Here is a 13,063-nt window from a genome sequence, read left to right as displayed (position 1 = left end):
AGGAGGAAATGTAAAATGGCAATTACTGCTCAATTAGTTAAAGAACTGCGTCAAAAAACTGGTGCAGGTATGATGGACTGTAAAAAAGCGTTAACAGAAACTGATGGTGACATCGAGAAAGCAATCGACCTTCTAAGAGAAAAAGGAATCGCAAAAGCTGCGAAAAAAGCAGATCGTATTGCAGCAGAAGGATTAACTCTTATCAAAACTGACGGCAACACAGGCGTCATCCTAGAAGTGAACTCTGAGACTGATTTCGTTGCAAAAAACGAAGGATTCCAAGCACTTCTTAACGAACTTGCTGATCATTTGCTTGCTGCTAAACCTGCAACAATTGAAGAAGCTCATGCTTCTAAAATGGAAAACGGTTCAACAGTTGAAGAGCATATCACATCTGCAATTGCGAAAATCGGAGAAAAAATCACTCTACGCCGTTTCTCAGTCATCACAAAAGAAGATAATGCTGCATTCGGTTCTTACCTGCACATGGGCGGACGTATCGGTGTGTTAGCTGTTCTTAACGGAACAACTGACGAAGAGCTTGCAAGAGACATCGCAATGCACGTTGCAGCTGTAAACCCTAAATACATTTCTCGTGACCAAGTGTCAGAAGAAGAAGCAAACCGTGAGCGTGAAGTATTGACTCAGCAAGCGCTTCAAGAAGGAAAGCCTGAAAACATCGTAGCTAAAATGGTAGAAGGCCGTCTAAACAAATTCTTCGAAGAAATTTGCTTGCTTGACCAAGCGTTCGTTAAAAACCCAGATGAAAAAGTGAAACAAGTTGTAGCTGCGAAAAACGCAACTGTTCAAACTTATGTTCGCTATGAAGTGGGCGAAGGTATCGAAAAACGTCAAGACAACTTTGCTGAAGAAGTTATGAGCCAAGTGAAAAAATAATGTTTGAAAAGCTCTCTGGGGCTTTTTTAGGGAGCACAAGCACTGTGTTCCCTATTTTTTAGAGGATATTGATTTACAAAAGGCAGTTTCTTACGCATAATAAGAGACGGTATAGTATACACTTGGAGGTTATCATGAGCAAACCGAAATATAATCGCATTGTACTGAAGCTAAGTGGCGAAGCACTAGCGGGTGATGCTGGAAATGGAATTAACCCAACTGTCATTCAATCAATTGCAAAGCAAGTAAAGGAAATTGCAGAGCTTGATGTTGAAGTTGCAGTCGTTGTAGGCGGAGGAAACCTTTGGCGCGGAAAGACAGGCAGTGATCTAGGAATGGACCGTGCAACAGCAGACTACATGGGGATGCTGGCAACAGTGATGAACTCACTGGCGTTACAGGACAGCCTAGAAACGCTTGGCATTCAGTCTAGAGTGCAAACCTCTATCGAAATGAGACAGGTTGCAGAACCATACATAAGAAGAAAAGCGATCCGTCATCTTGAGAAGAAACGTGTTGTCATTTTTGCTGCTGGAACAGGTAACCCTTATTTCTCTACAGATACTACGGCAGCACTTCGTGCAGCAGAAATTGAAGCAGATGTCATTTTAATGGCGAAAAATAATGTAGATGGTGTCTACAGTGCTGATCCTCGTACAGATGCGGATGCAGTAAAATATGATAAGCTTTCATATCTTGATGTACTTAAAGAAGGGCTTGCTGTAATGGATTCTACTGCGTCCTCATTATGTATGGACAATGACATTCCATTAATTGTCTTCTCGATTATGGAAGAAGGAAATATTAAACGTGCCGTAAATGGCGAATCAATCGGAACGATCGTGAGGGGGAAATAACGTGTCAAAAGAAGTGTTGAACCAAACGAAAGAAAAAATGGAAAAAGCCGTACAAGCATACGGACGTGAGCTTGCAACTGTTCGTGCAGGCCGTGCAAATGCTTCACTGCTTGATAAAGTGACAGTTGATTATTACGGTGCACAAACACCTCTTAACCAAATTGCGTCAATCACAGTGCCAGAAGCACGTATGCTGATTATCACACCTTACGATAAAACAGCAATCGGTGATATCGAAAAAGCGATCCAAAAGTCTGATCTTGGCATCACGCCAACAAGTGACGGAAATGTGATCCGCATTGCGATTCCTGCGCTGACAGAAGAAAGACGTAAAGAGCTTGTGAAAGTAGTGAAAAAATACTCAGAAGAAGCAAAAGTAGCTGTTCGTAACGTTCGTCGTGATGCAAACGATGATTTGAAAAAGCTTGAGAAAAATGGGGAGATCACTGAAGATGAATTAAGATCATCGACAGAGGATGTTCAAAAATTGACAGATGAATATGTCGCTAAAATTGATGAAGTGACGAAAGATAAAGAAAAAGAAATCATGGAAGTTTAAGAAAAAACTATGTACAATAGATAATAGTGAAAAGACCCTCTTCATGTTTACAGGGGGTTTTTTTGTTAATACTGTTGATGACTATATTATTAGCGGGAACGCAACCTTTTTGGGTGATGGAGGAATCTCATGCTCAATATACTCAAAAATTGGAAGAATCAGCAAACAGCAGCTTCCAACTTAGAAAGCCTGACAAAAGAAGACATATTAAATGGAGAAATTCCTGAACATATCGCCATTATCATGGATGGGAACGGAAGATGGGCGAAAAAACGTGCTCTTCCACGGGTAGCAGGTCATCATGAAGGAATGAAAGTCGTCAAGCGCATGACAAAGCTTGCAAATGAGCTGAATGTCAAAGTGCTGACTTTGTATGCTTTCTCTACGGAAAATTGGAAACGTCCAAAACTAGAAGTAGACTTTTTAATGAAACTTCCTGAAGAATTTTTAAACATCTACCTGCCTGAACTCATCGAGGAAAATGTCCGTGTGCGTTTAACAGGTGATCCAGACGGCCTCCCGCAGCATACGAAAAAAGCGGTAGAGAATGCAGTAAAGAGTACGGCAAATAACGACGGACTCGTTTTGAACTTTGCGCTCAACTATGGGGGGCGCACAGAAATCGTCTCCGCATGCAGACAAATTTCTGAAATGGTCAAAGAAGGTAAGCTTCAAGCAGAAGACATCACAGAAGAGATGTTTTCAGCTTATTTAATGACAGAATCTCTTCAAGATCCGGATTTGCTCATTCGCACGAGTGGAGAAATTAGATTAAGCAACTTTATGCTTTGGCAAATTGCTTACAGCGAGTTTGTCTTTACGGATGTGCTTTGGCCTGACTTTTCTGATGAGCACCTTATAGGCGCTATTGGAGAGTACCAGCGCCGCGGCCGGAGGTTCGGTGGAATTTAGAGGGTGGTGCAGATGAAACAAAGAATTTTGACGGGTGTTTTGGCAGCTGCAGTCTTTTTACTTGCTGTTATATATGGACAGATGCCATTTACCCTGCTGATTTATTTAATGGGAAGTGTCGCTCTCTTTGAGCTTTTAAGAATGAAAAAGATCTCGATTTTCAGCTTTCCTGGTATTGTCAGCTTAATATTGCTTTGGCTTTTAATGGGCGGAGACAACAGCTTCTTCCCAAACGTGGACGCATCAAAAATGCAGATTGCTTTATTCGCAGTCTTAATACTTTTAACTTATACAGTTTTGAGCAAAAACTCTTTCACATTCGATGAGGTTGCTTTTGTTGTATTAGCCACATTATATATTGGCGTTAGTTTCTATTATTTTATCCAAATTAGAGGCTTATATGGCATGAGTGCGATCTTCTTCGCAGCAGTGATAATTTGGTCTACTGACTCAGGAGCCTACTTTATTGGGAAATCTATGGGGAAACGAAAGCTTTGGCCAGAAATCAGCCCAAACAAAACAGTAGAAGGATTTATCGGCGGAATCGTCACAGCGGTCGTGTTGTCACTTGTGTTTCAGGCGGTTACAGGATTTTTGCCATCATATCTGCTTGTGATGTTTATTACTCTTTTACTCAGTATCTTTGGACAGCTTGGCGACCTAGTGGAATCTGCTTTAAAGCGTCATTATCACGTGAAGGATTCAGGGACAATTCTCCCTGGCCATGGCGGGATTTTGGACAGGTTTGACAGCTTTTTATTCGTTCTGCCGTTTTTATACTTACTGCTCGCAACGTTTGCCAGCTAACCTCATAGAAACTTATTGAACGAGAGAAGGAGTGGCAATTTGAAATATATTTCGCTATTAGGCGCAACAGGATCAATTGGAGAACAAACGTTAGATGTGATCAGGCAGCACCCGGACAATTTTAAGCTGAAAGCCATGACCTTTGGCAGAAATATAGCAAAGGCGATTCCGATCATTGAGCGCTTTCAGCCTGAATTCGTCGGCTGTGTAGACGAGGAAACCTATCACATGCTAAAAAATCATTCATTTGCATACGGTGTGAAGCTGGCTGCTGGTCATGAAGCCAACATCGAGGCAGCGACCTATGATGCAGTGGACGTAGTGGTCAATGCACTTGTAGGAAGTGTTGGACTTGTTCCAACATTAAAGGCCATTGAACAAAAAAAGACAATTGCACTCGCAAATAAGGAAACACTTGTAACAGCTGGTCATATAGTAAAAGAGTACGCTAAAACATATGATGTACCTTTACTTCCTGTCGATAGTGAGCATTCCGCTATTTTTCAATGCCTGCAAGGTGAACAAGCTAAAAACATTGAACGCTTAATCGTGACAGCTTCAGGTGGTAGTTTCCGAGATAAAAAACGAACTGAACTTGAAGGTGTTACGGTTGAAGAAGCGCTGAACCACCCGAACTGGTCGATGGGAGCGAAAATCACCATTGATTCAGCGACGATGATGAATAAAGGGCTCGAGGTGATCGAGGCACATTGGCTGTTTGATATCCCTTATGAACAAATTGATGTGCTGCTACATAAAGAGAGCATTATCCATTCGATGGTGGAATTTCACGACAAAAGCGTCATGGCTCAGTTAGGGACACCTGACATGAGAGTGCCTATTCAATATGCACTCACATACCCTGACAGGGCGCCGTTACAAGAAGCGAAATCATTGAACCTTTGGGAGATTGGACAATTGAATTTCCAAAAAGCGGATTTTGACAGGTATCGCTGCTTACATTTTGCTTATGAATCAGGTAAAATAGGAGGGACAATGCCTGCTGTACTGAATGCAGCTAATGAAATGGCAGTCGATGCATTTCTAAAAGGCAAAGTAACGTTCCTGCAAATTGAAGAATTGATTGAAAAGGCACTAATTAGACATCATGTGATTTCAACGCCTAGTTTGCAAGATATCCATGAAGTGGACAAAGATACACGAGACTTTGTTCAATCAATCCTCACATAAGGTGGTATGTTCGTGAATACAGTGATTGCGTTTATTATTATTTTTGGAACGCTCGTTTTTTTCCACGAGCTTGGCCATTTAATTATGGCGCAGCGCGCGGGGATTTTATGCCGCGAGTTCGCAATTGGTTTTGGGCCGAAGATTTTCTCCTTTAAACGAAAAGAAACCGTTTATACCATTAGACTCCTCCCTATTGGCGGATTTGTGAAAATGGCTGGAGAAGACCCTGAAGTCATCGAAATTAAACCAGGTCATACAGTGGGGCTCTTATTCAATGAGCAAAATGAAGTAGAAAAGATCATTTTAAATGATAAAGAAAAATATCCTGATGCACTTGTCATCGAAGTTGAGCAGATCGATTTAGATCATGCCATGAGAATTTCGGGATACGAAGCTGGAAATGAAGATATTCTGACTGGCTACAATGTCAGTCAAACAAGCTTCTATATTGCAGATGGTGAAGAAATTCAAATCGCACCATACAATCGTCAATTTGGTTCAAAAACAGTTTGGCAGCGAATTAAAGCCATCGCAGCTGGGCCGATTATGAACTTTATTCTGGCGTATGTGATTTTGGTTGCTTTAGGTTTTATTCAAGGGGTAACCGTTGATGATCCTGTACTCGGTAAGCTGACGAAAGACGGCCGAGCGGCTGAAGCTGGACTGATGCAGGGAGATCACATCGTGTCCATTAACGGCGAGAAAATGAATTCTTGGACAGACGTCGTTCAAACAGTTCAAAAGAACCCTGAGAAAAAAATGAATGTCGTCATTGACCGAGACGGCAAAGAAAGCACTGTGCAGGTTGTACCAGAAGCTGTGAAAGCAGATGGAAAAAGCATTGGCCGTTTCGGATCATATCCGCCAACGGAAAATGGGTTTTTGAAAGTCATTTCATCTTCAGGAACAACTGTCATTTCAACGGCAGGACTGATTTTAACGAACTTGCAAAAAATTGTCACAGGACAATTTTCACTAGATATGTTAGCAGGTCCTGTTGGAATTTATGACATGACAGGAGAAGTAGCCAAACAAGGTGTGTTAACATTAATGCAGTTTGCGGCGTTCCTCAGTATCAACCTAGGCATCGTGAATTTATTACCGATTCCTGCACTAGACGGAGGACGTTTACTATTCTTATTTGTTGAAGCCATTCGCGGTAAACCAATTAATCGTGAGAAAGAAGCACTTGTTGTCTTTATTGGTGTTGCTTTCCTCATGCTGTTAATGTTAGTGGTAACGTGGAATGACATCCAGCGGTTATTTTTATAAAAACCATTCTCTCTTGTTTCTCATTCCGGGAAACAAGAGTTTTTGTGAGAAGTCCTATTTCATAAATGAGGTGTAACGACATGAGACAATCCCTGACTTTCATTCCAACTCTTCGAGAGGTGCCGGCAGATGCTGAGGCAAAAAGCCATCAACTCTTAGTAAGAGCTGGGTTTATTAGACAAAATACAAGTGGAATCTATCATTATCTGCCGCTTGCACATAAAGTCATTCAGCATATTCAATCCATCGTCCGCAAGGAAATGGAAAAAGCAGGCGCAGCTGAGCTGTTAATGCCAGTGCTTCAGCAGGCAGAAATGTGGCAGGAGTCAGGCAGATGGTATACATACGGTCCAGAACTGATGCGTATGAAGGACCGCCATGGCCGCGAATTTGCGCTTGGTCCAACCCACGAAGAAGTGATTACATCACTCGTACGCAGTGAAGTAAAATCGTATAAGAAGCTTCCATTAACTCTTTATCAAATTCAATCAAAATTCCGTGATGAACAGAGACCACGTTTTGGGCTGCTGCGCGGACGTGAATTTATTATGAAGGATGCATACTCATTCCATTCTTCATCAGAAAGCCTTGACGAGACATATAACAAAATGTTTACAGCTTACTCTAATGTGTTCACAAAAGTAGGTCTCAATTTTAGACCAGTCATTGCAGATTCTGGGGCAATGGGCGGAAAAGATACACATGAATTCATGGCACTCTCAGAGGTCGGAGAGGATACCATCGCTTATTCTGATACTTCCTCATATGCTGCGAACATTGAAATGGCTGAGGCTGTATATCACGGAGAAGAAGCAAATCCTGCGGACTTCAAAGAGCTTGAAAAAGTCCACACACCGCAAGCGAAAACAATCCAAGATGTGGCTGGATTTTTAGAAGTTGATCCTTCTGCATGCATGAAATCTGTTTTGTTTAAAGCAGATGATGCGTATGTTCTCATCCTTACTAGAGGCGATCATGAAGTAAATGATGTGAAAGTGAAAAACTTAGTAGGAGCACAGCTTGTCGAACTAGCATCACGCGAAGAAGTGCTAGAAGTCATTGGAACTGAGCCTGGATTTGTTGGACCTGTTAAACTGGAAGCAGAAGTCGATATTTATGCGGACCTTGCTGTGAAGGGAATGACAAATGCAGTCGCTGGTGCAAACGAAGCGGATTATCACTATGTCAATGTCAACCCTGCACGTGATGTGTCAGTGAAAGAATTCACAGATCTTCGCTTGATTCAAGAAGGAGATGTTTCTCCAGACGGGGAAGGCACCATCCAGTTTGCAAAAGGGATTGAAGTAGGACAAGTCTTTAAACTCGGCACTCGTTATTCTGAGTCAATGGATGCAACGTACCTTGATGAGAATGGACGGGCGCAGCCAATGATTATGGGCTGCTATGGCATCGGCATCTCTAGAACTCTTTCAGCGATTGTTGAACAGCATCATGATGAGAAAGGAATCATTTGGCCGGAAACAGTGGCACCATATGACCTTCACCTCCTTGCATTAAATATGAAAAACGATGCGCAAAAAGAACTGGCTGAAACGTTGTACGAGCGCTTAGAAGATGAAGGCTTTGACGTACTTTTCGATGACCGCCAGGAGCGTGCAGGAGTGAAATTTGCAGACAGTGATTTAATTGGACTGCCAATTCGCATTAGCTGCGGTAAACGTTCAGAAGAAGGTATTGTTGAAGTGAAGTTTAGAAAATCAGGTGAATCACATGAAGTATCTGTTGATGATCTGATTTCATTTATACGCCAAGCATAAAACGAACAAAAAAATGAAGGTACCTCCTGTAGAAAAGAGGTACCTTTCTGATTGACAAAAGGAGGGTCCTGTCTTGGATGAACAATTACCGATCACACGGCGGCAATTTCATATATTACTCAATCAGATTCAAATGACAGATGATGACCTCAGTCGTTACTTTGAAGAAGGGGAAATCGTCAAATTGACGGTGCACAAAGCGACGAAAACATGGCATTTCCTTTTTAAATTTAAGGCTCTTTTGCCTTACAAAGTATACGCCATGTTTCTCAGCAGATTGACTAATGCATTTTCTCATATTGCACAAATTACTTGTACGATTGAAGTAAGTGATCCGCACATCTCTGAAGAACTCGTGCAATCGTACTGGTCACATTGTGTGGAAGAACTTCAAGGAATTTCTCCCCCAATCATCAGTTTGCTTCAGCAGCAAAAGCCATCGCTGTCTGGTCATAAAATCATCATTAAAACGAAAAGCGAAACAGAGGCACTCGCTATTAAGAAGAAGTACAGCCCGATGCTCCAGGCCTCATTTAAACAAGTAGGTTTTCCAGAGCTGCAATTCGATACAGAAATTTTTGTATCAGATCAAGAGATTCAGAAGTTCAGAGAACAAAAGCTTGCTGAAGATCAAGAAAGAGCCATGCAAGCCCTCACTGAGATGGAGAAGAAAGAAAGTGAGGAGCAGGATGAAGCTCCATCAGGCCCTCTGATGATTGGCTATCAAATCAAAGACAATGAAGAAATTCGTACGCTTGACAGTATCATGGACGAGGAAAGAAGAATCACCGTTCAAGGCTACGTATTCGATGCAGAAACGCGTGAGCTGAAAAGCGGGAGAACGCTTTGTATCTTTAAGATCACTGATTATACAAATAGTATATTGATCAAAATGTTTGCAAGAGAAAAAGAAGATGCTCAGCTGATGAAATCATTGAAAAAAGGCATGTGGGTGAAAGCAAGAGGAAGCATTCAAAATGATACGTTTGTCAGAGATCTTGTCATGATCGCTAATGATGTCAATGAAATGAAACCGCAGCTGAAAGAAGATACAGCACCTGAGGGTGAAAAGCGTGTGGAGCTTCATTTACATTCACCTATGAGCCAAATGGATGCTGTCACTGGCATCGGCAGGCTTGTTGAACAAGCAAAAAAATGGGGACATGAAGCCATTGCTCTGACAGATCATGCCGTTGTACAATCCTTCCCGGATGCGTATGCAGCAAGTAAAAAGCATGGCATCAAAATGATGTACGGTGTGGAAATCAATTTAGTGGACGACGGGGTACCGATTGCGTATAACCCAGAGCACCGCTTGTTAGAGGATGCGACATATGTCGTATTTGACGTAGAGACAACTGGACTTTCAGCCGTTTATGACACGATCATTGAGCTGGCAGCAGTGAAAATCAAAGGCGGGGAAATCATTGACCGCTTTGAGGCGTTTGCAAATCCCCATCACCCGTTATCAGCGACAACCATCGAATTAACAGGTATCACCGATGATATGGTGAGAGATGCACCAGATGTCGTCGACGTCGTACGGGATTTCAAAGAATGGATTGGACAAGATATTCTTGTTGCGCACAATGCGAGTTTTGATATGGGCTTTTTAAATGCAGCGTATAAACGCCTCTTAAAAACAGATAAAGCGTCAAACCCTGTCATTGATACACTTGAACTTGGCCGTTTCCTTTACCCAGAATTTAAAAATCACCGGCTGAACACCCTCTGTAAAAAGTTTGATATTGAACTAACGCAGCATCACCGAGCGATTTATGATGCAGAGGCGACAGGCTATCTCATGCTGAAGATGCTAAAAGATGCGGCTGAAAAAGAGATTGCCTATCACGATCAATTGAATGAAAACATGGGGCAGTCGAATGCTTACCAGCGCTCACGTCCTTACCATGCAACTTTGATTGCTCAAAATGAGACAGGTCTTAAGAATTTATTTAAGCTTGTTTCACTTTCTCATATTCATTATTTCTACCGGGTTCCGCGTATTCCGCGCTCACAGCTTGAGAAATATCGAGAAGGTTTAATTGTTGGGTCTGCTTGTGATAAGGGTGAGGTATTTGAAGGAATGATGCAAAAGTCACCTGATGAGGTGGAAGACATTGCAGCATTTTATGACTATTTAGAGGTACATCCGCCAGAAGTGTATCAGCACCTGCTACAGCTTGAGCTAGTTCGAGATGAACGTGCGTTAAAAGAAATCATCACAAACATTGTCAAACTTGGCGAAAAGCTGAATAAACCAGTTGTGGCGACTGGGAATGTACATTACCTGCATCCAGAAGACAAAATTTATCGTAAAATCTTAATTTCATCACAGGGTGGAGCGAATCCGCTGAACCGACATGAACTGCCAAAAGTTCATTTTAGAACGACAGATGAAATGCTCGAAGCGTTCTCCTTCCTAGGAGAAGAAAAAGCGAAAGAGATCGTCGTAACGAATACGCAAAAAGTATCTGAGATGGTCGAAAGCATTAAACCTATCAAAGATGATCTTTACACACCAAAAATTGAAGGTGCAGATGAAGAAATACGGGAAATGAGCTATCAAATGGCGCGCAGTATCTACGGAGATGACCTGCCGAAAATCGTAGAAGACCGCATTGAGAAAGAATTAAAAAGTATTATCGGTCATGGCTTCGCCGTTATTTACTTAATCTCTCATAAGCTCGTAAAAAAATCACTTGATGATGGATATCTTGTTGGTTCAAGGGGATCTGTCGGCTCATCTCTTGTTGCGACATTAACAGAGATTACTGAAGTGAATCCACTTGCACCTCATTATGTATGCCCAAGCTGTAAGCACTCTGAGTTCTTTAATGACGGATCTGTTGGGTCAGGCTTTGACCTTCCTGATAAAGATTGTCCTGAATGTGGTACGCCGTATAAAAAAGACGGACATGATATTCCGTTTGAAACGTTCCTAGGTTTTAAAGGAGACAAAGTACCTGATATTGACTTGAACTTCTCAGGTGAATATCAGCCGATAGCGCATAACTATACGAAAGAATTGTTCGGTGAAGAGTATGTATACCGAGCAGGTACGATTGGAACCGTTGCAGAAAAAACAGCATATGGTTACGTAAAAGGCTATGCAGGAGATCATAACCTTCATATGAGAGGCGCTGAAATCGACCGACTTGTACAAGGTTGTACAGGGGTAAAACGGACAACAGGCCAGCATCCAGGCGGGATTATCGTTGTGCCGGATTATATGGACATTTACGATTTCTCACCTATTCAATACCCAGCAGATGCGACAGGTTCTGATTGGAAGACGACACATTTTGATTTCCATTCGATCCACGATAACTTGCTCAAGCTGGATATTCTTGGGCACGATGATCCAACGGTCATTCGTATGCTTCAAGATTTAAGCGGAATCGATCCAAAAACGATTCCAACAGATGACCCTGAAGTCATGAAGATTTTCCAAGGAACAGAGCCTCTAGGTGTAACAGAAGAGCAAATTGGCTGTAAAACAGGTACACTCGGTATCCCGGAATTTGGGACAAGATTTGTTCGGCAAATGCTAGAGGATACAAAACCAACGACCTTCTCAGAGCTTGTTCAGATTTCTGGACTATCACATGGTACGGATGTATGGCTCGGAAACGCGCAAGAGCTCATTCACAATAAAACGTGTGAACTAAGTGAAGTAATTGGGTGCCGTGATGATATTATGGTCTATCTCATCTATCAAGGCTTAGAGCCGTCACTTGCCTTTAAAATCATGGAATCTGTTCGTAAAGGAAAGGGACTTCCTCCTGAATGGGAAGAAGAAATGAAGAATAATAATGTACCAAACTGGTATATTGATTCTTGTAAAAAAATCAAATACATGTTCCCTAAAGCCCACGCGGCTGCTTATGTATTGATGGCTGTTCGTATTGCTTATTTCAAGGTGCATCATGCACTCCTGTACTATGCGGCTTACTTTACCGTTCGTGCGGATGACTTTGATATTGAAACGATGACAAAAGGATCGAATGCGATTCGAGCCGTTATGGACGATATTAATTCAAAAGGTTTAGATGCATCACCGAAAGAAAAGAACCTATTAACTGTACTAGAGCTTGCCCTTGAAATGTGCGAAAGAGGCTACCATTTCAAAAAAGTTGACCTCTATCGCTCAAGTGCAACAGAGTTTATCATTGATGGAGACGGACTAATTCCACCATTCAACTCGATCCCTGGACTCGGAACAAACGTTGCGTTAAATATTGTTCGCGCGCGGCAAGATGGGGAATTCCTCTCAAAAGAAGATTTACAAAAACGCGGAAAAGTGTCGAAAACCATCCTTGAGTATTTAGATCGTCAAGGCTGTTTAGAAGCACTTCCTGATCAAAACCAGCTTTCTTTATTTTAATTTGAAGAGCGCCCTAAAAGGGCGTTCTTTTTTATATCTACAATAATTTTATTATGTTAACTAATAAAGATTTCTCATCAACTGGAATTATTTTCTTGTTCGTTCATATATCTTGATTTAGCGTGATGTTTTAAGAGAAGAGATTGTATGTCATTCTTTCTACCCAAATAGAGCTCAAAAGAGAATTTCGCCGTCTGAAATGTTCTCAAGCGACATATGATCATTCTGGGTACAGTCAGAAGGAGAATCAAGAGAAAACTTCGATGAGCGTAAGGCTGATTGCTGTTTACTATGCTTATTTTTGAAACATATTTGATTCTTTTCAAAACTGTACAGATCACGAAACGAAGTATCAAAAGGAGGCGGTGCGTCTATTGATTAATGTTTCACTAAAAAGAAGGGG

9 protein-coding genes are annotated in these 13,063 nt (G+C 41.7%); all 9 read left to right on the top strand.

The genetic code is table 11. From position 1 onward, the window contains the following. Positions 1-15: 15 nt before the first annotated feature. The 9 genes from tsf (at position 16) to ACP69X_RS06125 (ending at position 12,660) form a co-directional block, all read left to right on the top strand. Complete coding sequence (gene tsf, locus ACP69X_RS06165; protein WP_034281801.1) at positions 16-897, top strand: translation elongation factor Ts; 882 nt, start codon at positions 16-18, stop codon at positions 895-897. A gap of 134 nt (positions 898-1,031) precedes the next feature. Then, positions 1,032-1,754, top strand: a complete 723-nt coding sequence (pyrH, locus tag ACP69X_RS06160; RefSeq protein ID WP_008344767.1) for a UMP kinase — start codon at positions 1,032-1,034, stop codon at positions 1,752-1,754. 1 nt (position 1,755) lies between these two features. Further along, positions 1,756-2,313, top strand: a complete 558-nt coding sequence (frr, locus tag ACP69X_RS06155) for a ribosome recycling factor (protein ID WP_041084844.1) — start codon at positions 1,756-1,758, stop codon at positions 2,311-2,313. Positions 2,314-2,442: 129 nt separating this feature from the next. After that, entirely contained in the window at positions 2,443-3,225 is a 783-nt protein-coding gene (locus tag ACP69X_RS06150; protein WP_039178577.1) for an isoprenyl transferase, read from the top strand. A gap of 12 nt (positions 3,226-3,237) precedes the next feature. Further along, the gene (locus ACP69X_RS06145; RefSeq protein ID WP_024424148.1) at positions 3,238-4,032 is read left to right on the top strand and encodes a phosphatidate cytidylyltransferase; all 795 of its coding nucleotides are present in this window, start codon (positions 3,238-3,240) and stop codon (positions 4,030-4,032) included. A 39-nt stretch (positions 4,033-4,071) separates the two neighbouring features. Next, positions 4,072-5,223: a 1-deoxy-D-xylulose-5-phosphate reductoisomerase gene (dxr, locus tag ACP69X_RS06140; protein WP_073979495.1), complete on the top strand. Its 1,152-nt coding sequence runs from the start codon at positions 4,072-4,074 to the stop codon at positions 5,221-5,223. A 6-nt stretch (positions 5,224-5,229) separates the two neighbouring features. Continuing rightward, positions 5,230-6,495, top strand: a complete 1,266-nt coding sequence (gene rseP / locus ACP69X_RS06135) for an RIP metalloprotease RseP (protein WP_087975441.1) — start codon at positions 5,230-5,232, stop codon at positions 6,493-6,495. 80 nt (positions 6,496-6,575) lie between these two features. Continuing rightward, on the top strand, positions 6,576-8,273 hold the full coding sequence (locus ACP69X_RS06130; protein WP_041084842.1) for a proline--tRNA ligase: 1,698 nt from the start codon (positions 6,576-6,578) through the stop codon (positions 8,271-8,273). Positions 8,274-8,346: 73 nt separating this feature from the next. Next, a complete protein-coding gene (locus ACP69X_RS06125) occupies positions 8,347-12,660 on the top strand; it encodes a PolC-type DNA polymerase III (RefSeq protein ID WP_426052529.1) in 4,314 nt (1,437 codons plus the stop codon). Positions 12,661-13,063: the final 403 nt, after the last annotated feature.

This window comes from Bacillus sp. DC4300-2b2 (assembly GCF_049895685.1).
In the GTDB taxonomy this organism is placed as follows: Bacteria; Bacillota; Bacilli; order Bacillales; family Bacillaceae; genus Bacillus; species Bacillus safensis.
This window is presented reverse-complemented; position numbering and strand designations above follow the sequence as displayed.

Bases quoted from the DNA above. Each gene is read 5' to 3' on its own strand.
- tsf (WP_034281801.1), top strand. From the start codon at position 16: ATGGCAATTACTGCTCAATTAGTTAAAGAACTGCGTCAAAAAACTGGT.
- pyrH (WP_008344767.1), top strand. From the start codon at position 1,032: ATGAGCAAACCGAAATATAATCGCATTGTACTGAAGCTAAGTGGCGAA.
- ACP69X_RS06150 (WP_039178577.1), top strand. From the start codon at position 2,443: ATGCTCAATATACTCAAAAATTGGAAGAATCAGCAAACAGCAGCTTCC.
- ACP69X_RS06145 (WP_024424148.1), top strand. From the start codon at position 3,238: ATGAAACAAAGAATTTTGACGGGTGTTTTGGCAGCTGCAGTCTTTTTA.
- rseP (WP_087975441.1), top strand. From the start codon at position 5,230: ATGTTCGTGAATACAGTGATTGCGTTTATTATTATTTTTGGAACGCTC.
- ACP69X_RS06130 (WP_041084842.1), top strand. From the start codon at position 6,576: ATGAGACAATCCCTGACTTTCATTCCAACTCTTCGAGAGGTGCCGGCA.